The sequence below is a fragment of the Shivajiella indica genome (assembly GCF_042683085.1).
Classification (GTDB): domain Bacteria; phylum Bacteroidota; class Bacteroidia; order Cytophagales; family Cyclobacteriaceae; genus Shivajiella; species Shivajiella indica.
The window spans coordinates 19,604-41,221 of sequence record NZ_JBHUIV010000016.1; the positions used below are offsets into that span (position 1 = coordinate 19,604).

Below are 21,618 nucleotides of genomic sequence, written 5' to 3' on the forward strand. Positions count from 1 at the left end.
TTTTCCGAAATCCACCCTTCGAAATCCCACCATTTCCCCTCCTTTTTACTTTTGCCTTTTGCCTTGGATCTTAATTCCTTCCCTACAAAACCGATCTCCCCAACCTTCAAAGCTCTATTCATTCTTAATTCTTCACTCATCATTCTACATTACCTTTCCCTACTTTTTACTTTTGCCTTTTTCCTTGGCTCTTAATCTTTTCCGAAATCCACCCTTCGAAATCCCACCATTTCCCCTCCTTTTTACTTTTGCCTTTTGCCTTGGATCTTAATTCCTTCCCTACAGAACCCATCTCCCCAACCTTCAAAGCTCTATTCATTCTTAATTCTTCACTCATCATTCTACATTACCTTCCCCCACTTTTTACTTTTGCCTTTTGCCTTGGCTCTTAACCTTTTCCGAAATCCACCCTTCGAAGTCCCACTTTTCTCCCTCCTTTTTACTTGCCTCTCAAACTCCTTTTGTCCCTCAGTCTCTTAGTCATTAAGTCCCTTCATCCCAACTTACCAAAAGGATCCCCAACTTCTCCTTAACATACCCCTGCCACATCATCATCGCCTCCAAGCTTGGTATCCATTCAAACCGCTCCCCATCCGGATGCCGCTTTACCCTGAAATCCGAAAGAGCCGGAATCACTTTCAATCCCAATTTCTCAAAAATCTTCTTCGCCCTGGGCATATGCAAAGCCGATGTTACCAAAATGACAGCCTTCGCCTCAGGAAAAGCCACCACAAAATCCCTGGCTTCTTCTTGGGTATTCAAGGGTGTGGGGACTACCCGAATGATTGAATCAGGTACTCCCCAAGACCTAGCCGCTTCGGCATAGATCTCTGCCTGGGAAATATACCCTGGCCTCCCGGCACTGGAAAAAACCAGTTTGGATTCCGGGATCTGTTTCCACACCTCCACTCCTTGGGTAACACGCCACAAAGAACCATGGCTCAGCCGCTGGGTAGGACCCAAAGCTTCATCCGGGGTACCTCCAGAACCCAAGACCACAATATAGGGGGCAAAAGTCTGATGGCTTTCCCAGATCGGAAATCGCCGCTCTTCTTTTTCCACCAAGTACTGGATAGGCTTGGGAAAAAACATAAAGGCCAGGATAGCCAATGGCATAACTAGCCATCGCCTTTTCTTATAATTCAACACCATCCCCCCTATCAAAACACAAAAAATCCAGAAGCCTGGATTGAGGAGGAATTGGTGGGCGAGGAAGCGCATGGGGGGGCTGAGTGTTAAATGTTAAGTGTTCAAGGTTCAAGGTTCAAGGTTCATTAATTCAACTTGCCTCGAAGTATTTCGGAGGGGTTTGAACGTTTAACTTTTAACTTTTAACAATTTACTTAAATTTGAATACCCAATAACCTGCCGCTGACAGTTCATGGAATAAGGCATTCTCATACACCTTCTCCAAAAATCCATAGCCTAAAACATTATAGACCTTATAAAAAGCGTTGATTATCCCGTCGGTGATGTCTTTATGTAATAGATTTTCCATTTATTCTTTTGGAACGCGGATACTTCGACTTCGCTCAGTACAGGTGAAGCTCCCGCCTGCCGGACGGGCAGGGATTTAGCTGATGGCCGCGCCCGCCTGAACGGAACGGGCAGGGATTTATTCCTGCTCAGATCCTGCCTTGCGGGACAAGTTCCGCGTTTATCCGTAACATCTGCGTGTATCAGCGTTCTATTTTTTTGGAACACGGATTACTGAAGAAATGAACCCAAATTAAGCATTCCTATTGATTTTTTGGGGGTCCAATCTGCAATCGAAAACATCCAAAATCATAATTAAATAATCCTGTTCTTCCACCCTATAAATTACCTTATAATTTTTGTGGACGATATACCTGTACTCTTTTCCTGAATGTTTAAGATTTTCTTCCACAGGTCCAAGATGGATATTATTCTTCAATTTATCAGGAGCACTAAGAATAGACCTGATCAAATTCTTAGCAACTTTTGGACTCGCCTTAAAAAAATAATAATCATAGATTTCATCCAACTGCCTTTGGGCAAAATCGGACCAAATTACGCTGTAAGTCTTCATTCATATTTTTTCAACAATTCTTCAGTAGTTTTAAATTTCCCTTTTAAAAAATCCTTTTCTGATTGTTTTATCCTGGCTTCAAGTTCTTCAATGGTGAACGCAGTTATTTCATCAACAGGGTTGGTTTTAATTTCATGCTTTAATACCATCTCCAATTGGGCAATGGTCTTCTCACTGTTGATTTTCAAAAATTCCTGAATAAATAGTAGTTTTCTGCTTGATAAATCCATATTACACACCATTTTTATTAAAACTACAACATATCGAACAAGATTTCAATTCCAAAACTTGATTTTAATTTTTTTTAATAGAACGCCGATGACGCGGATTTAACGGATAGTCGCGGATTATTCCAAACTCAGATCTGTGCAAATCTGCACAATCAGCGTTATCCGTGTTCTATCCTATTTGTGAATATTTTTCTTTTAAACTGAGGCCTTTTCCCGAAGTTCAGCAACAACCCCACTTCTTTATCTGTCGCCTTCAGGTAGTTGATCAACTGAAACTCATGCTCTTCGACCAATCCTTCCGCCGCCTTGATCTCTACAATTACCAGGTCCTCCACCACCAGATCAGCATAATAATCCCCTACTTGTAATTCTTTGTAATAGACCTTGATCGGTTGCTGCTTCACGACCCAATAACCTGCTGCTGTAAGTTCAAGGTACAGTGCATTCTCATACACCTTCTCCAAAAATCCATAGCCTAAAACATTATAGACCTTATAAAAAGCATTGATCACCCCGTCGGTGATGTCTTTATGTTTAAAATCTTCCATAGCTTTAAAAAATTTATTTAAAAATTGAACTCCGATGACGGTCCCGCCTGCCGGACGGGCAGGGATCTAGTAGATTTCCGCGGATTTTTCTCGAACTTTATCTGCGACCATCCGCACAATCAGCGTCATCCGCGTTCTATTTCAGTGAGCTTGCGAACAACCTGCGTTCCATCTTTAATTTTTCCCATTAAACGCCTGCATGGTTTTTTCATCGGATTGGTTGATCCCTTCTCTTTTGAAAATTTTATAAATCGACAAAAAGAAAATCTTTACATCAAACCAAAAAGTTACATTATCCACATATTCAATATCCAGTTCAAACTTCCTTGTCCAGGAAATGGAGTTCCTGCCGTTAATCTGTGCCCAACCTGTTCCCCCAGGCCTTACTTCATGCCTTCTCAGTTGTTCCTTAGAATAAAGTGGGATATACTTAAATAACAAAGGCCTTGGACCTACCAAACTCATATCCCCTTTTAGGATATTGATCAACTGTGGTAATTCATCAAAAGACAATTTACGGATGATATTGCCAGCCCAGGTAATTCTTTTTACATCAGGTAATAAGTTCCCATTTTCATCCCTTTCATCTGTCATGGTTTTAAATTTGATGATGTTGAATGGTTTTTGGTGCATACCGGGTCTTTCCTGATAGTAGAATACCTTTCCCTTATTTTGGATAAACAGGATAAAGTAAACTGTGACAAAAATGGGGCTCAAAAGGGTCAGGCCTATCAATGCTCCAATGATGTCCAGGGGTCTTTTGAAGTAGTTTTTATAAAACATGATGTATGGAACGCAGATAACGCGGATTTTGCTGATTAACGCGGATAAAAATCTGTGATTATCTGCATTATCTGCATCATCCCTGCCCGTCCGGTCAGGCGGGTGTGTTCTATCACTAGATTATCTGAAGTAATGCTATAGCCGTCGCTATTTCCCTGGTATGGGAGATGCTGATGGAAAGATGGTAATTGATTGAGGAAATTTCGGGATGGTGAATGATGGCTTCTGGATAGCCTTTGGGATTTTTGATGATCTCGATTTGCCTTGGCTCTAAAATAATAAATGGTGTAAATGCCTTCAAAACAGCTTCCTTGGCACACCAAATTCCTGTAAAAGATTGATCAGGATTTTTACTTTTTAAAGCGTATGCATATTCTTGTTCAAAAAAAATACGTTTCAATAATTGGGGTTTATTGATCAGCAAATTGTTAAATCTGGAAACATTTTCAATGTCATTCCCAATGAAGACCCTCATTCAATTGCTTTTTATTCTAATTTTTTTCCTGGATTTATTTTACTCTAAAAATCATTCAGGATAATTTTCCCTGTTTCGTTCCTCTTAAATTCAGCCTGATATACAACTTGGATTACGCCATGGAATAACCCTGTTTTACTGGAAACATATTCCTTTACTTTTTGGTGATTTTCAGGGTCATTGACAGCAATAATCAATTGATCATCTGATCCAGAACAAACACATTCAACATGAAAACGCGATTTAACTAAGCCTTCTATTTCATCTAAACTCACTCGTAATCCGAAGATTTTCAAAAATCTCTTCTTTCTCCCAATGATAAAAAAATACCCTTCTTCATCTCTCCTAACAATATCTCCCGTCTTTAGAAATCCAAAGTTTTCATCACCTTTTAGTAAGTCCTCTATATTTTCCGCATATCCCATGGTAACATTTGGCCCCTTATAAATCATTTCTCCTTCCACAGAAACACCAGATTCTTTTAGTTCATCACCATTATCATTGATCACGCTCAAATACCCACTTGGAATGGCTTTTCCAATACTTCCCTTTTTTTCCAAAACTTTTTCAGGGGACAAGAATGCCATCCTTGCGCTTCCTTCTGTTTGACCATAGGTTGGGATAAATTTGACATTTTTTTCTTCTGCCAGTAAAGCAAATTTCTCAAAAAGATCTTCCTTTAGCTTCCCCCCTCCTTGGGTAATTATTTTTAAATCAGGAAGCTGCATTCTGGAAAACCTCAACTTATCCAAGATTTCAAAACTGTATGGAACTCCGGTAAACGAAGTCACTTTTTCTTCTCTCATGGTATTCCAAAATTCCCTATCTGTTAAGCTTCTGTTGGTCAACACTACTTTTGCCCCAGCTTTCAAGTGACTATTGATCACAGATAAACCCATGGTATAGTACATCGGTAAAAACGCAATGGCAACATCATCGGGACCGATAGAGAATACCTGACCTACAGTTGTGGCACTGAATTCCAGGTTTCCCAAACTATGCCTGACCAATTTGGGGCTGCCAGTACTTCCTGAGGTGGGCAAGAGTAACGCTAATTGAGAGTTCAATGGGGTTTCATTAAAGCCTGTTTTTACCAAAACAAAATCCTCATATTCCAACAAAGGATCATAAGACAACTCTTCTAACCTCGTTTTAGGAAAAAACAAACATTCTGGTTCGTATTTTGTAATTAGCTTGGTTAATAGATCGGCATCGATTTTATAATTAAGTAATAAAGGTACAATGCCATTGCTCAGGCAGGAATAATAAGCGACGAATGATTCAATAGAATTGTCTGCAAGGATAAAAACCAAAGTTCTTTTCCTAATTTTTGAGTAAAAATCTTCAGATTTTTCAATCAATTTCTTGAATGAAATCGGTTCCTTCTTGTCGTCTATTAAAGCAATCTTATCCTCTGGAAAGAGTTGTAAATCTAAAAACATAATATCTTAAAGAACTGTACCGCCATCTACCCCAATAATCTGTCCAGTAACATATTTTGACATATCTGATGCCAAAAACAAACACACATCTGCTACCTCTTCAGGTTCTGCCATCCTTCCAAACCCGATATCATCTAACCTATTACTAAACTTTACTTCCATAACATTTTTCAACCGATCAGTAGCTACCATACCAGGAGCTACAGCATTGACCCTTATGGAAAATTCAGCCAGTTCTTTGGCAGCTGATAGGGTTATGGCATTTACTGCCCCTTTGGTAGCTGCATAAGACAACTGTCCTTTCACCCCTTTAACTCCAACGATAGAAGAAATATTGATGATGGATCCTGATTTTTGTCTTGACATGATACGGGAAACCAATTGTGTCAAGCGAATAACCGCCACTACATTGGTATCTAGCATGGATGTAAGCTTGTCATAATTCAACATAGCAAGCAGTTCATAACTTACTTCTCCTGCGTTATTTACCAAAACATCAATCCGACCTTCATTTTTTTTGACTTCCATGACTGCATTTTTGACTTCTTCAGCCTTGGTCACGTCATAAAACTGGATTTTGAGGTCGGGGAATTTTTCTGACAGTTCGCTTAATTTATCAAATATGCTATCCTGGTTTCTGACATTTGCATAAACAATTGCCCCGGCCTCTGCGAATTTTTTAACTGTTGCAAAGCCAATGCCCTTTGATGCACCTGTCACAATACAAACTTTATTGGTTAGAAAACCTTCAGTATTCATTTTTTAATTTTATAGCTCAACTTCATACTTGGCAAGTATTTGCTTACCTACTACATACGATTTGAAATCCAAAATATCTTCTGAATCCAACATGATGTCAAATTCATCTTCTATGGCAGTAACAAGAGTTAACTGCGTAACGGAGTCCCAATCAGAAATAGTTTCTGAATTAAAATCATCATTTAGTGAATCAATTCCTACATTGAATGTATCCTGAAAAATCGTATTGTATCGTTCCAGATTGCTCATGCTATTTTTTCTTAAATTTTTCCTTCTTGATAGTAAGCGTCAGAAGTAATTAACGGTAAAATATCTTTTGTATCAATTTCTATGGCCCCACATGCCCAGGATAAACCAGCTCCAAAGCCGGAAATAAAAACCTTAAGTTTTTCCTCTTTCCCTTGGAAATGATCGCAGAGTACCAAAGGAACGGAATTACTGCTGTTATTTCCAAATCTGTCTATTGAAACAGGGATTTTCTCAAATGGGATTTTGAGCTTTCTGGAAATCTGTTTTAGAATATACAAGTTGGCCTGATGTAGGGCAAAAACATCAAAATCTTCAACAGCCTTTCCTGTCGTAGAAAGAAAATCTTTCAATAAAGCCGGCACATCTGTGATGGAAAACCCAAAAACATCCATTCCCTTCATGTGTGTATTGTAATCTGATCTGTTGATGCCATCAGACCAAGTTTCCACCTTATTGGGCAAATCCATGTTTCGGAAAGCCCCTGCAGGTGTGATGATGCTCTTAAATTTGGCTCCGTTACTTCTTAACCCAAACTGAAAAGTTTCTTTATATGATATATTTTTCTCCAGTAAAACCGCTGATCCACTATCTCCAAACAACATGATCATGGTCCTATCTTCCGGAGAAAGTGTTTTATAGGAAGTATCAGCAGTGATCAATAAGGCATGTTGTTTAGTGGAATTGGTTAATAAGGAAAGGGTCGTTTGAAGTCCATAGACAAAACCTGAACAAGCAAGATTGATATCCAAACACATCACATCTTTATCCAAGCCTAACCTTTGTTGCAAGACAAACGAGGTGGCGGGGGAACGGTAATCTGGTTTTTGACTGACAAACACTAAAACACCAATCTTCTTTTTATCAATCTCTTTTGTAAGCAACAATTCCCTCGCTGCTTCATATCCCAAATCTGATGCCGTCTGTTCATTGATCGCCCTTGTAACCTGCTTCACCCCTGCCATTTCGGAAAATTTCTGGACATTTTCTTCTCCAAAAATTGGATAGTAACTTTCTACAGGAATCCTTACGGAGGGTACCGCTACTGCTAAACCTTTTATTTTAATATGTTGATGCGAACTTAAAAGCATTTTCTTACATGTCGTGGTTTACCCTAAAATCCTCAAAAAATTCATTGGATACATGGGTAGGTAAAATATCTAAAGCATCTATTGAAAACCCAATAAAACTCAACTCCAAGCCTTCTCCAAAACTGACACAAGAAAAAGCAAAATTTCCTCCTGAACTTTTTTGCTTAGCAAAAAATTCAAGCTGTAGAGGAATATTGCTGCAATAGGTATTTCCAAATTCTTTTATAACGAAAAGACTGCTTTCATGTTGATTAGTACAACCCAACAAAGGCAATTGGCTATGGAAAACCCGAGTTGAATTTTCGGGGAAAAAATCTTCAACCTCATCTTTAAATTTTTCAAGGTTTGATTTCAAGAATCCCTGAATTTTCTCCCTTTCGAAAACTAAATTGAAATTATCCTTATCGGTTGAATCAAATAAAATTGAGGGGTTGTATCCCCTAAAGCCACCTTTCGGAACAGCAAAATCCCTGAATCGTTCACCGAAGGATTGATGAAACGATGAGATTTCCAAATGCTCTTCTCCCACCTTCTCTAACAAAACTGCAGACCCTGCGTCACTATCAATCTTGGAAAAATAAGTTTGTTCATGATTGAATTTACTTGGAGTATCGCCAAAAAGTACCAATGCATACTTTTTATTGATGGCATTAAGAATAGAAGCTGCTGTAACCAATCCTGTCTGAAAACCATTGCTGCCTTTATTAATGTCATAACAAGCGCAGTCAATTGATAAACCTAAGCGTCCCTGAAGTACTGCCGCCGTATTCGGGCTTCTGTAATCCGGCGTTCTCGAAATAAAAAGTAAAGCGCCAACTTGATCCAAATCAAGTCCTTTATTCTCAATAATCCTTTGGCCGGCATCGAAAGCCAAATCGGAACTTGTCTGTTCGAAAGGAGATCTTCTTACTTTAACTTCCAAAAAACTTTCAAAAGCTTCAATAGAGCTGAGCTCAGGAACAGTAGTTGCCATGCCTGATATTTTGATATTTTTGGCAATAATCAGGGACATGATCAGATTCTTTTCGCGGGAACACCAAATACTGTAGTTCCTTTTTTTACTTTATTCAATACTACACTTCCCATACCAACTGTTCCACCTTCTTCTACCAATGCTTTCTGAATCAATTTAGCCCCAGCATTTACGGTGCAAAGGTTTTCTAATTTTGAATTGCCTGCAAAAAAAGAAAAGGAATTTACATGACAGTATTCCCCAAACTGGACATCATGACCAATAATCACCGAGCTTTGTAAGTAAGTAAAACTCCCAATCTCCACATCACTGGCAATGGAACAAAATGCTTTAATGGCTATCCCTTTACCCAATTTCACACTGGGAGAGATAATGGCAGTTGGATGAATTAAATTGACAAACTCCCCTCCTTTTGACAAAATAATTTCAACAGTTTTTTTGCGGTCATGCACATTACCTATTGCACAAAAGAAATAATCACCTGATTCTACCACATACTCATCTACTTTTCCCAATACAGGTGGATACCCCATTTCCTCAATATTCGAGGGGCCATCACTCAAAAAGCCTTTCACCTTGAAATCAGGGCTATCCGAAAAACAAATATGCGCTAAATCGTAAACTTCTCTAGCCAGTCCACTGGCACCTATAATCACTAAATTCATGATTCAATTATTTTAAGGAAAAACCTCCATCTATGGGAATCAAACTTCCTGTCATCCATGAAGATGCGTCAGATAGTAAATACTGAATTAAAAATGCGATATCTTTAGGCTCTCCAAATCTTCCCAAAGGATAATTGGAAACATGTTTCTTCAAATCCTCATTTTCATCATTATCTCCACCAAGGAGATTGGTGTTTACAAACCCTGGAAGAATGGCGTTTACCCTAATCTGTTTTGGGGCTAATTCTAAGGCCAAAGATTTAGTAAAGGCATTGATTGCCCCTTTTGTGGCATTATACATAGAATTGCCCACTGTGGCTTTTTGTGTAGAAATGGAAGATACAAATACTATTGAGGCCCCTTTCTTGATTTTTTTAGCCTTCAATAACTTTTGGACCAGAAGAATGGAACTCTTTACATTAACATCAAAAAGCATGTCCAGATCAGCGCTTTTAATAAAAGATACCGGAATGGTTTTTACTATACCAGCATTTAATACAAGTCCATCTAATGGAAAACTTTTGGAACACAACCGGTCCAGCACTTCCTCTTCACTGAGGTCTCCTTTCCAATAAAAACTTCCTGAGTTTTTACCTGTTTCTTTTATCGCTTCTTTTAACCTGTCTTCATTTCTCCCCAAAAAAATCACCTCAGCTCCATTCCTGGCACAATTGATAGCCGTCTCTTTACCTATTCCACTAGAAGCACCGGTAACCAGGATTTTTTTGTTTTCTAAAGAGAAATTATTGAACATTGGCTCAGTTGATTCTTTTCTTGATCTCCTCAATCAACTCTCCCAAAGTCTGTATTTTTCTGAACTCAGAATTTTCAATCACTACGCCAAATTCTTCATCGATCATGGCTATGACCGATAAGTTAGCTAATGAATCCCATTCAGGATACTCCCTGAACTTATCATTTACCGATAAATCTCTATCCTCTATTTCAAGTATTTCTTTTAACTCCTCAAGAAATTTGTTTTCCATGGTATTTCAGATTTTAATTGGTTTAAATTAAGAAAATTTATTCTTTGATTCTGGGTCTATTAATCCTTCACCAAACTTCTCGTATTACATCTTATCATTGCTTAATTTATATAATTATTTCTCTAAAATTCACTTTAATAATTGCTTAAACATAATCCTCCCGATAGATTTTATCCATTTCTTTCCAGATCATTTCCCTATCAAAGTTTTGGGCCCAAATCTTTCCATTCTCACCCATCCTTTTTCTGATTTCATCTTCTTCAAGAAGCTGAATCATAGCTTCTTTTAATTTAGCATTATCCTTTACGGGCACTAATAAGCCATTAAACCCATCTTCTACAGCATCTTTTGTCCCTGTGGCATGTGTCGAAATCACGGGGATTCCCATAGCAGCAGCCTGAATCAATACATTTCCGAAACCTTCCCACCAAGCGGGTAAAACAAATACATCTATAAGGGACAAATAAGGAGGCACTTCATCCTGCATAACTCTACCGATATTGATGATTCCCGGATGATTATTTGCTTTGTCAAACAACGATTTATCAGTTATTTGTTCCATTTCAAATGGTCCTACCAACAATAACCTTAAATTCTTGTTTTTTTCATACAGGTTATCAAATACTCCCATTAACTCTTGGATCCCCTTTCTATCTACGATTCGACCTATAAAGCCAAAAACAAATTTACCCTCTAGACAGAATTCCTGCACCAGTTCTTTTCTTTTGGTCTGATTGATCTTTTCAGGGTCAAATAAGGAAAGATTAACACCATTGCTACTTCCTTTAAGTATAACCAATGACTTCTTGTGATCAAAAATTTTAAACTGATGCCCCAAATCCTGAACTGACTTGCTAATACAGATTACCTTGTGCGCTAAGAGGGACGTTATTTTCTCCATGACAATCAGGATTTGTTTTTTTTTTCCCTGCTCATGCTCAAACCGAAACCCCCGGCATGTATAAATCCGATTAGGCACTCTTAGGATAAATGCAGCAATCATTCCTAACAAGGAGACTTTGGGCGTTCCTAAATTGACAATTTCAGGTTTGACTTTATTGAAGATCTTAAGAATCTGCCACAAGGTTTGCAGGTCTTTCCAGATTGAAATTTCTCGTTCGATATTGATGACCAAATGCTCACAGCCTTCATTCTCACAAAACTTTGCAGAACGTTCGCTGTAAGGTGCCAATAGGTATGTTTTATACCCCAAAGATTTAAAATAAGCCATCTGGCCCAACAATAAGTTGACTGAGCCTTCGGCGGTAATTCCCACTATCAGTTTCTTTTGTTTACCCACAGCTTAATTTTGTTCTCTGAATTGCTCTAAATTCCCCAATTGAAAATGATTCAGTACTGAACGAAGCTGTTGGTCATTTCCTCCATCAAAAACATTTTTACTCACCAACTTTTCCAATTGACTATTTCTAACGGTCAAAGGGTCTTTATTATACCTATCATTAGTCACTACCTTTTTCCCAGCCAAAAGTGTTTGAACCTTCATCCATAAATCATCAGCAAATGGAATATTATTTTTGATGATTTGTATATTATTATAAGATTGATCCAAATCTTCTTTCGAATATAAAGTCCCAAATCCACCAGTTTGAACCATAAAGAACGATGGTTGTAAAGAAACGGAATTATGCTTCCAAAATTTGTAGGGGAGGATATTACCAATTGAATCAAATGTCAATTCGTGTGCCCTATTTGTGACCACTGCATCAGGGAAATTGGATTTAAGATGAATAAGGTTTTCCAAAAGCTTTTCATCATAATATAAGTCATCATCTACAGTGACTATGTAGTCATTTGGAAAAAGGTCAAATGCGAAAAGATACTTTTTGTGAGACCTTAAATCCTCGTCTACAAATCTGATTTCTAGACCTCTTTTTTGCTGATTTACTAAACTCTCGGGAAGATCAATCCCTTCAAATTGTGGTCGGGCAAGCCAAAGGATAATCTTATCAGCTTGGTAAGACTGCCTAAGCAAGCATTCAATTACAATCCACAAATCCTTAATCCTGGCAGGAAATGAAGTCAATGAAACAATTACTTTTTTTTCCCTTGGTATATGGTTTATTCCTGAAGGAAACTGATCCATCGTCTTTAAAAAATAAGATGGAACCGTTTTATCCAAAACCCTTTTCAATATTCTTGCATTTAGGCGGTTGAAGGCTTTGGTTAAGATTCCCAAACTATCATCGTCCGGTAGTTTAAAATAAAAATCCAATATCCTATTCATCATAGCTTCATAAAGCTTATCACATGATCTGCAATAGTAGATGCAGAAAAGCGCTCTTTTACCTTGCTTGCCTCCTTCCCCAAATCTTTCCTTAATTCAGATTTATTAATCAATGTAATAATGGAGTCTGCTAATAATTCGGGATCTCTTCTATCCAAGACTACGCCGTCTAATCCGGGAGTCACAATGTCTTCATAAGGTATATCCGAGAAACAAATACAGGGTAAGCATGCCGACATCCCTTCAATTAATGTATTGGGGAAACCTTCAACTACAGAGGGTAAAACCAATATGGACGATTTCGCGAAAAGTCGCTCTACCTTATTCACCTTTCCTAAAAAGAGCACATTTTCCTCTAAGTTTAATTCCTTCACCAAGTTTCTCATGGATTCCAATAAAGGACCTGAACCTGCCATCACTAATTTCCAATCTGGAAATACCTCAAAAACTTTGGGCATACTTCTGATTATAATCTCCGGATCTTTTTCCCAAGCAAATCTTCCGGCATAAAGGATGAACTTTTCCCTATTAGCCTCTGGAAACTTTAAATCAGGCAATGCATTGGGTATAATTTTGATATTCAACTTATTTCCAAAAAGAGTTTCTTTAAAATCCTTTGCTCTTTGGGTCTGTGCTATAAAACCTTTGGATTTCGGATATAGCCATTTTTTCAACTGAGGAATGGGAAATTTAAATTTATAATCAGGGATGGTTCTATCGGATATATATACCGGATATTTTGTACCCAGCAAAGCCAATAAAGTAACAGGGCTAAACCAATCTCCAAAGACCAATACCCTATCTGGATTTATATCCTTTACCTTTAATCGGATGTAGACTAAGAGCCTTGGATAATAAAACAGTTTGTTCAGAAAAGAAGATGTCCTACGAAAATCAGGTTCATGAATAGCAACAGAACCTGGTAAGACATAAAAATGCTCCCCTGCCAAGCAGCAGACAAAATCTACCTGAAATCCTTTTTCTACAAACTGCTTGGCCAAAACCGTTAAGGCACGTTCTATGCCCCCTAATTTTAGAGAGGGAGAAATGATGCAGATTTTAGGCATTGATCATTTTCTTAGCCAACTTCTCCGCATTGATAAATCGGATATCAGGCCATTTTTTCAGGACTTTATGCAATAGCTCTTCCAATTGGGCAAGAGAATTACATCTATTTTCTACCGATAATCCTCCTACATAATTGATTCGATGTGAACCAATGACAGCAGGTTTCCCCCAAAAAAAAGCTATTGAGATACTTTCCAAAGCTTTGTCAACCCAGTTTATTTTCGGGTTCAAGGCAGGTTCAAACAATACATTTCTAACCGTGTAAACCTGTTGATAATTGTTCTTTTGTCCCATATATCGCCAGACTCTCTGATATCTGATTCCAGACGGAAGATTGAATTGCTGAAACTTGGATCCTTGAATGCCTATGACTCCCAAATCAGCTACTTGCTTTTCAATAGCTTCATTCCAAACATAACAGGGAGCGATATGGGTCAATGATTTAAATCCAAAAGTAGATTCAAACAACTGAAACCCTTCTTCAATACTGTTTTGAATGGTAGTTAATTCATCCGAATTTTGATAATCATAAGTTGCCATTATATTGGCTCTTGGATTGGATTTATCCTTGTCATCTATCGCAAAGCAACGGTATTCAAAAGCTTTTCTAAATGCGGGGTCTCCTGCTTGTAACTTATCCATCCAACGCTGAACATTCAAATGCTCTCTTGCGTGAAATTGTGGATAAATAAATCCTTTTTCTATACCCGAAACTAAAGTTTCAAATGTGCTTTGTTCCGGGTAATAGCTTCGGTAGGTCCGGGAAAAGTGTTCATATGCATATTGTTTAAATCCTGATTTTTCAATTTGAACAAAATCCGGATTGCCCATCACCATATTAGCAGTAAGCACAGCTTGATTGCCATAATTATCCTTGAATTTGCCCAATACTTCAAAAAGAGCTTTATAGTCGTCCCTACTTTCCAAGCAATCAAATTTTGAAAAAGGATCAGCTTCTCGGATCAGCCCCAAAGAAAAAAGTTCCTTTTGAACCCTCTTATTGGGAATCCTAATCGCTCCCCAATCATCAGACTCAATAATCAGGAGTTTTTCATTGATCCGCTTTCCTCTAAAATTAATAAGGTGTTTTTTAAGAAATTCTTTCAAAATTATCTTGTGGATTTTATCATGATTTCTGCCAATTGTGCAGAACTGATAAATTGTACATCAGGCCACTTTTTCAGTACTTTTTTCAGCAATTGTTCCAGTTTTTGCAAGGACTGAATTCGGTTTTCTTCGAAAACGCTTCCTATAAAATTTTCTCTATGCGAGCTAATTACTGCCGGCTTCCCCCAACGAAAAGCAATTTCAATTTCTCTTAAGCACTTACCTACCCAATCAAAATTTTGATTTCGTGCAGGTTCAAAAAGGCAATTTCTACGCCAATATATTTGATCTAATGTATTCTTGGTTCCCCAATATTTATTGATGGTTTTGTATGCTCCTTGACAATCAGGATGTAATTGTTGTCCACCTATTAATCGAACACCCCCTTTATTTAGCATCGGTAGTAAATGATCTCCCCATACGCTTCCTTGAGCCGTAAAAGTAACCGACTCCATACCAAAAATTTCTTTAAATAACCGCAAGCCATCTTGATGTATAGATTCTACTTCTTTAGCTTCTTGGTTGGTTTCGTAATCAAAACCTTTGAAATAATCCTTTTTATAGGGATTCTTATCATGCTCTGAACCAGTCCAGATAATCGCTTGATTTTGAAAAGCTAATTGTTCCTTGCTTGAGTTGGAATTGATAGCCTCCATCCACCGTTTTACGTGTATATGTTCTCGTCCATGAAACTGAGGGATATAAATGCCCAATTCCATGCCTTTTTGTATCGCAGCGAAAGAATCTTGCGTATGAAGATTTCTTTTATACGTTTCTAAAATCGTTTCATACCCATACTTAGTACGACCATTTTTCTCAATAGCCTCAAAATTGGGATTGGCCATCACATGATATGCCGTCAACACCGCAGGATTTCCTTTACTATCTTGAACAGTTGTGAGCGTTTTGTATAAAGACTCTAAATCTTCAGTTGATTCTAGGGAGTCATGCTTATCAAAACTGAATTTATCAACTGGAATATTATTTTTAATTAATTCATGATATACTTCGATTGATGGCATTCTAATAGTGCCCCAATCGTCGCTCTCTATAATTAAAAGCTTTTGTTTGGATTTCCATCCCAAAAAGTTAATAATGTTTTTACTGATTTTTTCTTTAGTTGTTAGCATATCAATTCAGCGTTTTTAAACAATATTCCTTATACCAAAGGATATAAACGAGAGCCCTCCAAACCAAATTTTGATAATAGACTTTTCCTTCTTTGAAATTCATCCATATAGTAAGCAACTCTTTTTGGTTAAGGTACGGAATTGACAAAGTATCGACACTCTTAAATTGTTCTTCTACAAAATCAGGAAATGAAAATCTTAACCAATCGTATATGGGCGTATTAAAACCCATTTTAGGTTTATTTAAGATATTTGTATATGTAAACTTTTTATTAATAACTTGTCTAAAAAGAAACTTGGTTTCTTCATTATTAATCAAATCTTCATCATTTAGTGATGACATAAATTCAAAAAGTCTATGGTCTAGTAAAGGCTCCCTTCCTTCTATTGAAGCTCCCATAGTTGACTTATCTACCTTAACCAACATTTGATTTACTAATCGCTCATGAGTATCTATAAATAACAGCTGCTTGAGTGGCGTGAGTTTCTTTTTAATATTAAAATAGTTGTGTTCAAAAGGTTTTTTGAATAGTTGTTTATTTAAAACAGCTTTTAGTTCCGTTGTGGGTATCATATCACCATAAAGGAAAATATTTGATAAAAGCTTAGACTTGTCAGAATCAATAATGCAGCTAAATCTCCATATTGAATTACTCAGTTTATTCCTTTTAGGTAATATTCTAAATACGAAAGAAGATAGATACTTGGCTAGTAGTAAAACAGAGTAAGGTACTTTATTCAATTTGTCAAATACATTGAGGGTATTACTATATCGTAAATAACCTGCAAAAACCTCATCGCCCCCATCTGATGAAATAACAACTTTTACATCAGTTTTGGCTTTTCTTGATAAAAATAACATAGGTATCGCAGCATCATCAGAAAAAGGCTCGTCAAAGTAAGTGGCATAATTGATAATTATATCCCTTACGTCGCGAGGTTCTAAATAGTAAGAGAAATGCTCTGTTCCTATATAGTCAGCTACAGCTTTTGCATGTGGAGCTTCGTCAAATTTTTCATTAAACCCAATAGTAAAGGTTTTGAGTTTTTCCTTATCACTTTTCTCATGTAAAACTTTTGTAACATAACTACTATCAAGGCCTCCACTCAAAAAGGACCCAACTTCAACATCTGCAATTAAACGTAGTCTAATTGCATCCTCCAAAAGTTTACTTAACTCATCATTTTTTGCTTCATTAGGAACACTATTAGTTTCAACCTTAGCTATATCCCAAAAAATTTTTTCCGAAATTTGAAGATCTAAGCTTAAGTCAATATTTATAATAGAACCAGGGAAAACTTTCTTTATACCTTTGAAAATCGATTGTTGACCTGGAACATAGCCTAAAGAAAAAAAACCAAAAAGTGACGATTCCTCAATTTCTGGTTTTTCACCCAACAGTGGAATTATTGCTTTTATTTCAGATGCTACAAGGAGTTTTTGACTGTCTAGATAATAATACAGAGGCTTCACTCCTATCCTATCCCTTGTAATGATTGCTCGCTTTTTTTCTTTATTGTAAATTACAAATGCAAACATCCCAATAAATTTCCCAACACACTCATCTCCCCATTCTTTATAGGATTGAAGTATAACTTCCGTGTCAGATTCTGTTTTAAACAAATAACCTTTTCCTTCTAATTCTTTTCTAATTTCTTTGAAATTGTATATTTCCCCATTAAATACAATTATCAAATTATCCATTTGTAATGGCTGATTAGATCGCGGATCAAGGTCAAGAATAGCTAATCTCCTGTGGCCGAAACCAATATTAAAATTCTCCTCTTCAATAATAAAAGTTCCTCTTGCTTCTGGTCCACGCAAAACCATTGTATCAGTTGCTGAGTCTAATTTAGCTTTGGAAATGGTCTTATTAAAATCAATAAAAGAAACTATTCCGCACATTTTTTATAATTTGTTTTGAAAGGATAAACATTTAAAAAAGTACAACACATAAATTTCAAAACACAAAGATCATATTTATAAAATCTCACAAATAACGGTAAATCATTTCAGTAAAAACATTTCCTATTATTAAATTAGAACTAAAAGTTAAGATATCAGCTCTTAGCATAATGAGGATATGTAAAATCCCTATTGGAATGTAGATAAACTTAAAAACCTTTAATAATCTGCTGTTTCTGTTAATGCTACTGAGATAATATAGATAAATTAAAGCCGTTCCGTTAGCGGCCAAGAAAAATCTATTACTAATTGGATCCACTAAGGTTCCAGACAAAAAACTTGCAATAAAAATCAAAAAGGCAAAGTATTCCATTTGCTTACTGATATCATCTTTATTTATTTTTTTTGAAAACAAAACGGAAATGGCTAAGGCAATTAATCCAAAATAATAGGTAGAATACCTGTCAAATCTCAAATACCAATTCCAATTTTGCATATGTTCAATTCTTTGTTCCTGAAAGGTTTCATTACTCACATAACCTGAAGATCTTTCTTCCACGCCTTCTCCCAAAATCCCTAGATTGGATTGAATACTATTCAGAATAAAAACAGATGATGCAACCACTATTGCAGTCAAAAATAATATCCATATTGGTCTATATACATTTTTTGTTAAATGGAAAAGAAGTACAAATGGTATAAAAAAGGCAGCCATAAAATGAATCAAAAATGATGACATCGCCAATAGCAAATATTTAAAACTACCTTTTCTTAAATATAATACATAGCCTAACAAAAATACCTGAAGTGCCAGAGGCCACCTTACACCATTTATTCCAGCAGATAGATTCATAAGGAAAACAAGTCCTAATAGGAACCAAATGACTGGTTTTGAAATATAATTAAATCTTGAAAGTTCATATAAATTACCTATCAAAGCGATTAACACAAGGAAATAAATAAATGCAAAAAATGCCCTGAATAATTTTGGATCAGAAGTAAATTGACCCATTATTAAATATACTGTGTACACATAGGCATCATTATACCTTGCCTCAGACCCATACATTCCCAAAATATCTCGGGAATATTCCTTAAATGAGTAATTACCTATGGTCGCTATTCTTTCTTCATATCTAGTGGCATCCGAATTTTCAATTGGAATAAAGGTTAACCCATAAAACACCCCATAAAGTAAAATAAATATCCTATCAGCTTTGAACCTGAAATTTTTAATCCCTAGAAGAAAGGTAATAAAAGGATTGATCAAAAATAAAAAGAAAAGATACCTAGACGAAGAGTTAACTTTCGTTAACTTTGATGCGTATGATACCTGACCTATATTATCCATTAGACAATTTCTTCTAAGGATTTAACCATTTTGATATGACTGGCAGGACTACTGTTGAACTTGTATCTTGTAAGTCTTTTTATCTTATCCTGAAATAGATTACTTGTATAATAATATCTATTCGAAGGAGATGGATAAAAAAGAGAGGTTGAATTTAGTGAAACAATGGTACTATCCTTCAGATTCATAATAAATAATTCCGCTGGTATTTTTGATTTGATCAAATAAACATCTTTACCAATACTTCTGTAAACTTTTTCCTGGGCTGCATTAGTTAGCGGATGCAACTTCAAAATTATTTCTTTTCCCAATCTCTGTTGTAACTTTTCCAAAAACTCAACTTCTACATTAGCATCATGATGCATAGGTTGAGTCAGATAAAAAATCACATTTTCATTTTTAGGTAGCAAACCTTTATTCCAATCAAATACCTTTTCCAAATTACTTTTAAATAATAAATGATCGAAAAATTGAATTTGATTGATTTCCCTTTTATTCCAATTATAGTAGGATTCAGGAAATGTCAAAAAAACTGAGTCAATCTCATCCAAGTATGCGTATCTCTTAGTCTGGAGCAGTTTATACGGTTTGAGTTCTTTGATATTATTTTTCCAGAGCCACTTCCACACTTTAATATCTCCTTGGATCATACCTATTGAAAAACCTTTCATCTGATTATAAGGTTTTAATCCATCCTGATAAAGAGAAATCTCCGTTTTGATTCCATTCTTCTTCAGACTCTTAAGAATACTTAAAATGAATGGGTCTTGCTCCTGAAAGAATATCAATTCATTAAAATTGTTAGTAATCAATTCATTTATTAAACCTACATGATCTGATGTAAACTTTTGTTTTAAATCAATATTCAAAATTAATTCTAAAAAAGTAGCATTAGGCAAACCCGTTAAATCTAAAGCCAAACTTAACCTTTTTTGCTGACCTTTTTTGATCAGATAAACACGATATTTTACTTCTGGATTTTTTAAAATTTCATTGATGGTCAACATCAAATGATATTCAGTATGAACAAAAACTACAATGTTATTTTTTCTCACTTTTGCATTAAAGGTTTAATTTTTGACAAAATGACGGATTTTTCCTGATGAGTTAAGGAAAAGAAAAAAATTATAAGGGATAAAGATATTGTGCTCAACAGGGAGCCTAAAAGGAATAAGTTCAAGGAGTCTAATAGCATCTGGTTAAAAATTAAAACCAATAGAAAGGTCAGTATCACAGGAATCAAAACTTCTCTAAAAACTGTTTTTAAATAGTTAGAAATCTGAAAACTGATATACTTTTTCAACAGAATTAAACGTGTAAAAAACGAAACAATTTCTAAAACAATGCTGATAAAAAAAATGGTATAAGGGGGCAATCCAACGCTAAAACCCAAAAAAGCTAATGGAATATTTAAAATCAATATCAAGCTCACCCACAGGTTGTATAACTTGACTTTATTGATTCCATGAAAAACTGTCTGTAAACCTACTGAAAACCCAGTTGTAAAGATAAATATCACTATTAGTTGGGAAAAAATAATTGCATTTTCTGGCACAACCATTAACCAAAGATTAAGAATGGTATCCATATAGATTACTAGAGGAATTCCTACAAATGAAATTACAAATAAACCGTATTTTGAAGCAGCATTCGAATAAGCAATCATTTTATCAATATCATTTTTACCAGCTTCTTTTAAAATCCGGGGACTCATCGATGTAATTATTCCCTGACTAAAAACCCCAATGGCTGCTTGAACCTGCAGGGCTACACCGTAAGCTGCATTCAACACTACTCCAAAAAATAGATTCAAAACAACTCCTATACCTTGATTTCTACCTAAAATCGCCAAGGCTCCTATGATGTTCCAACTGATAAAATTAAAAAGTTCGACCATCCTTTGTTTTAGGATTAAGGTTTTGGAAAGCCTTAAAAACTCATACTTTTTGTGAGCATAAATAGATATAAGTAAAAAGATAATCAAAGAAAAGCTTGCCATTAATAAGGAAAAAAAGACAAGCTTGTCTATAGGTGCTATGTATAACAAAAATGCAGCGATCAATTTCAAAACAGAATCTAGGACACCAAAAATTGAAACAATCTTAAAGTTTTCAAAGGCTTTGAGCAATCCTTGATAGGGAATGGCCAGGATTTGGAAAAAAGTAATTAAAGATACAAATATCAATACATATTGAGTTGCCTTCAATCTTTCCATAGGAATATTCAAAACAGTATCCGTAAAAAAAACACCAACACTCAAAATAATCAATAAAAGAAACGCACTATACGCTAAATGAATAAAAAAGGAATTGTTAAACACAGAATTTAACTCATCCTTATCTTCTTTTCCAATACTAACAGCTATAAATCGTTGGGTAGCTGCGGTGAGTGACCAATTTATAAAATTAAAAACAGCAACAACTCCGATAGTTAAAGAATAGATACCATAATCTTCCACACCAAGATTGCTTAATAAAACCGGCGTTGAAACTAAGGTAATTAATGCAGTTGAAAATTTATGGCTGTAAACCCATAAAGTATTTTTAAACAAGGATACGCCCAA

24 protein-coding genes are annotated in these 21,618 nt (G+C 36.0%); all 24 read right to left on the reverse strand.

The genetic code is table 11. The annotated features are described in order from the left end of the window. Positions 1–483: 483 nt before the first annotated feature. A complete protein-coding gene (locus ACFSKV_RS09605; protein WP_380801868.1) occupies positions 484–1,221 on the reverse strand; it encodes a YdcF family protein in 738 nt (245 codons plus the stop codon). 118 nt (positions 1,222–1,339) lie between these two features. Further along, positions 1,340–1,498, reverse strand: a complete 159-nt coding sequence (locus tag ACFSKV_RS09610; protein WP_380801870.1) for a GxxExxY protein — start codon at positions 1,496–1,498, stop codon at positions 1,340–1,342. A 231-nt stretch (positions 1,499–1,729) separates the two neighbouring features. Continuing rightward, positions 1,730–2,050, reverse strand: a complete 321-nt coding sequence (locus tag ACFSKV_RS09615) for a type II toxin-antitoxin system RelE/ParE family toxin (RefSeq protein ID WP_380801873.1) — start codon at positions 2,048–2,050, stop codon at positions 1,730–1,732. Continuing rightward, entirely contained in the window at positions 2,047–2,280 is a 234-nt protein-coding gene (locus ACFSKV_RS09620) for a hypothetical protein (protein ID WP_380801875.1), read from the reverse strand. Before ACFSKV_RS09620 ends, ACFSKV_RS09615 begins: the two co-directional genes overlap by 4 nt. A 158-nt stretch (positions 2,281–2,438) precedes the next feature. Then, entirely contained in the window at positions 2,439–2,828 is a 390-nt protein-coding gene (locus ACFSKV_RS09625; RefSeq protein WP_380801877.1) for a GxxExxY protein, read from the reverse strand. Positions 2,829–3,002: 174 nt separating this feature from the next. Next, a complete protein-coding gene (locus ACFSKV_RS09630) occupies positions 3,003–3,611 on the reverse strand; it encodes a sugar transferase (protein WP_380801879.1) in 609 nt (202 codons plus the stop codon). A gap of 115 nt (positions 3,612–3,726) precedes the next feature. After that, the gene (locus ACFSKV_RS09635) at positions 3,727–4,086 is read right to left on the reverse strand and encodes a holo-ACP synthase (protein WP_380801882.1); all 360 of its coding nucleotides are present in this window, start codon (positions 4,084–4,086) and stop codon (positions 3,727–3,729) included. Positions 4,087–4,130: 44 nt separating this feature from the next. Then, positions 4,131–5,528 (reverse strand): AMP-binding protein, encoded by a 1,398-nt coding sequence (locus ACFSKV_RS09640; RefSeq protein WP_380801885.1) that lies wholly within the window; start codon positions 5,526–5,528, stop codon positions 4,131–4,133. Positions 5,529–5,534: 6 nt separating this feature from the next. Beyond that, complete coding sequence (locus tag ACFSKV_RS09645; RefSeq protein ID WP_380801887.1) at positions 5,535–6,287, reverse strand: SDR family NAD(P)-dependent oxidoreductase; 753 nt, start codon at positions 6,285–6,287, stop codon at positions 5,535–5,537. A gap of 9 nt (positions 6,288–6,296) precedes the next feature. Next, positions 6,297–6,536, reverse strand: a complete 240-nt coding sequence (locus ACFSKV_RS09650; RefSeq protein ID WP_380801888.1) for an acyl carrier protein — start codon at positions 6,534–6,536, stop codon at positions 6,297–6,299. Positions 6,537–6,547: 11 nt separating this feature from the next. After that, positions 6,548–7,624, reverse strand: a complete 1,077-nt coding sequence (locus ACFSKV_RS09655; RefSeq protein WP_380801890.1) for a 3-oxoacyl-ACP synthase III family protein — start codon at positions 7,622–7,624, stop codon at positions 6,548–6,550. Between the two features lie 4 nt (positions 7,625–7,628). Next, positions 7,629–8,636, reverse strand: a complete 1,008-nt coding sequence (locus tag ACFSKV_RS09660) for a hypothetical protein (RefSeq protein ID WP_380801892.1) — start codon at positions 8,634–8,636, stop codon at positions 7,629–7,631. 2 nt (positions 8,637–8,638) lie between these two features. Beyond that, entirely contained in the window at positions 8,639–9,262 is a 624-nt protein-coding gene (locus ACFSKV_RS09665) for a NeuD/PglB/VioB family sugar acetyltransferase (protein WP_380801893.1), read from the reverse strand. A 7-nt stretch (positions 9,263–9,269) separates the two neighbouring features. Further along, complete coding sequence (locus ACFSKV_RS09670; RefSeq protein ID WP_380801895.1) at positions 9,270–10,016, reverse strand: SDR family NAD(P)-dependent oxidoreductase; 747 nt, start codon at positions 10,014–10,016, stop codon at positions 9,270–9,272. Between the two features lie 4 nt (positions 10,017–10,020). After that, a complete protein-coding gene (locus ACFSKV_RS09675; RefSeq protein WP_380801897.1) occupies positions 10,021–10,248 on the reverse strand; it encodes an acyl carrier protein in 228 nt (75 codons plus the stop codon). A 145-nt stretch (positions 10,249–10,393) separates the two neighbouring features. Continuing rightward, complete coding sequence (locus ACFSKV_RS09680) at positions 10,394–11,548, reverse strand: glycosyltransferase family 4 protein (protein WP_380801900.1); 1,155 nt, start codon at positions 11,546–11,548, stop codon at positions 10,394–10,396. A gap of 3 nt (positions 11,549–11,551) precedes the next feature. Next, positions 11,552–12,496 (reverse strand): glycosyltransferase family protein, encoded by a 945-nt coding sequence (locus tag ACFSKV_RS09685; protein ID WP_380801903.1) that lies wholly within the window; start codon positions 12,494–12,496, stop codon positions 11,552–11,554. Then, the gene (locus ACFSKV_RS09690) at positions 12,493–13,560 is read right to left on the reverse strand and encodes a glycosyltransferase (RefSeq protein ID WP_380801906.1); all 1,068 of its coding nucleotides are present in this window, start codon (positions 13,558–13,560) and stop codon (positions 12,493–12,495) included. Before ACFSKV_RS09690 ends, ACFSKV_RS09685 begins: the two co-directional genes overlap by 4 nt. Then, the gene (locus ACFSKV_RS09695) at positions 13,553–14,668 is read right to left on the reverse strand and encodes a hypothetical protein (RefSeq protein WP_380801909.1); all 1,116 of its coding nucleotides are present in this window, start codon (positions 14,666–14,668) and stop codon (positions 13,553–13,555) included. Before ACFSKV_RS09695 ends, ACFSKV_RS09690 begins: the two co-directional genes overlap by 8 nt. Positions 14,669–14,670: 2 nt before the next feature. Continuing rightward, a complete protein-coding gene (locus ACFSKV_RS09700) occupies positions 14,671–15,798 on the reverse strand; it encodes a hypothetical protein (protein ID WP_380801911.1) in 1,128 nt (375 codons plus the stop codon). 1 nt (position 15,799) lies between these two features. Continuing rightward, positions 15,800–17,704, reverse strand: a complete 1,905-nt coding sequence (gene asnB / locus ACFSKV_RS09705; protein WP_380801912.1) for an asparagine synthase (glutamine-hydrolyzing) — start codon at positions 17,702–17,704, stop codon at positions 15,800–15,802. An 85-nt stretch (positions 17,705–17,789) separates the two neighbouring features. Continuing rightward, the gene (locus ACFSKV_RS09710; protein ID WP_380801915.1) at positions 17,790–19,055 is read right to left on the reverse strand and encodes an EpsG family protein; all 1,266 of its coding nucleotides are present in this window, start codon (positions 19,053–19,055) and stop codon (positions 17,790–17,792) included. Continuing rightward, complete coding sequence (locus ACFSKV_RS09715) at positions 19,055–20,110, reverse strand: polysialyltransferase family glycosyltransferase (RefSeq protein WP_380801918.1); 1,056 nt, start codon at positions 20,108–20,110, stop codon at positions 19,055–19,057. The genes ACFSKV_RS09710 and ACFSKV_RS09715 overlap by 1 nt, the downstream gene beginning before the upstream one ends. After that, positions 20,107–21,618, reverse strand: a complete 1,512-nt coding sequence (locus tag ACFSKV_RS09720) for an oligosaccharide flippase family protein (protein ID WP_380801921.1) — start codon at positions 21,616–21,618, stop codon at positions 20,107–20,109. Before ACFSKV_RS09720 ends, ACFSKV_RS09715 begins: the two co-directional genes overlap by 4 nt.

What these genes read in the sequence shown, in the direction of transcription:
- ACFSKV_RS09685 (WP_380801903.1), bottom strand. Translation starts at nt 12,496, where the DNA reads ATGATGAATAGGATATTGGATTTTTATTTTAAACTACCGGACGATGAT.
- ACFSKV_RS09615 (WP_380801873.1), bottom strand. Translation starts at nt 2,050, where the DNA reads ATGAAGACTTACAGCGTAATTTGGTCCGATTTTGCCCAAAGGCAGTTG.
- ACFSKV_RS09710 (WP_380801915.1), bottom strand. Translation starts at nt 19,055, where the DNA reads ATGGATAATATAGGTCAGGTATCATACGCATCAAAGTTAACGAAAGTT.
- asnB (WP_380801912.1), bottom strand. Translation starts at nt 17,704, where the DNA reads ATGTGCGGAATAGTTTCTTTTATTGATTTTAATAAGACCATTTCCAAA.
- ACFSKV_RS09665 (WP_380801893.1), bottom strand. Translation starts at nt 9,262, where the DNA reads ATGAATTTAGTGATTATAGGTGCCAGTGGACTGGCTAGAGAAGTTTAC.
- ACFSKV_RS09630 (WP_380801879.1), bottom strand. Translation starts at nt 3,611, where the DNA reads ATGTTTTATAAAAACTACTTCAAAAGACCCCTGGACATCATTGGAGCA.
- ACFSKV_RS09700 (WP_380801911.1), bottom strand. Translation starts at nt 15,798, where the DNA reads ATGCTAACAACTAAAGAAAAAATCAGTAAAAACATTATTAACTTTTTG.
- ACFSKV_RS09610 (WP_380801870.1), bottom strand. Translation starts at nt 1,498, where the DNA reads ATGGAAAATCTATTACATAAAGACATCACCGACGGGATAATCAACGCT.
- ACFSKV_RS09620 (WP_380801875.1), bottom strand. Translation starts at nt 2,280, where the DNA reads ATGGATTTATCAAGCAGAAAACTACTATTTATTCAGGAATTTTTGAAA.
- ACFSKV_RS09650 (WP_380801888.1), bottom strand. Translation starts at nt 6,536, where the DNA reads ATGAGCAATCTGGAACGATACAATACGATTTTTCAGGATACATTCAAT.
- ACFSKV_RS09640 (WP_380801885.1), bottom strand. Translation starts at nt 5,528, where the DNA reads ATGTTTTTAGATTTACAACTCTTTCCAGAGGATAAGATTGCTTTAATA.
- ACFSKV_RS09645 (WP_380801887.1), bottom strand. Translation starts at nt 6,287, where the DNA reads ATGAATACTGAAGGTTTTCTAACCAATAAAGTTTGTATTGTGACAGGT.
- ACFSKV_RS09625 (WP_380801877.1), bottom strand. Translation starts at nt 2,828, where the DNA reads ATGGAAGATTTTAAACATAAAGACATCACCGACGGGGTGATCAATGCT.
- ACFSKV_RS09690 (WP_380801906.1), bottom strand. Translation starts at nt 13,560, where the DNA reads ATGCCTAAAATCTGCATCATTTCTCCCTCTCTAAAATTAGGGGGCATA.
- ACFSKV_RS09670 (WP_380801895.1), bottom strand. Translation starts at nt 10,016, where the DNA reads ATGTTCAATAATTTCTCTTTAGAAAACAAAAAAATCCTGGTTACCGGT.
- ACFSKV_RS09605 (WP_380801868.1), bottom strand. Translation starts at nt 1,221, where the DNA reads ATGCGCTTCCTCGCCCACCAATTCCTCCTCAATCCAGGCTTCTGGATT.
- ACFSKV_RS09675 (WP_380801897.1), bottom strand. Translation starts at nt 10,248, where the DNA reads ATGGAAAACAAATTTCTTGAGGAGTTAAAAGAAATACTTGAAATAGAG.
- ACFSKV_RS09655 (WP_380801890.1), bottom strand. Translation starts at nt 7,624, where the DNA reads ATGCTTTTAAGTTCGCATCAACATATTAAAATAAAAGGTTTAGCAGTA.
- ACFSKV_RS09660 (WP_380801892.1), bottom strand. Translation starts at nt 8,636, where the DNA reads ATGTCCCTGATTATTGCCAAAAATATCAAAATATCAGGCATGGCAACT.
- ACFSKV_RS09635 (WP_380801882.1), bottom strand. Translation starts at nt 4,086, where the DNA reads ATGAGGGTCTTCATTGGGAATGACATTGAAAATGTTTCCAGATTTAAC.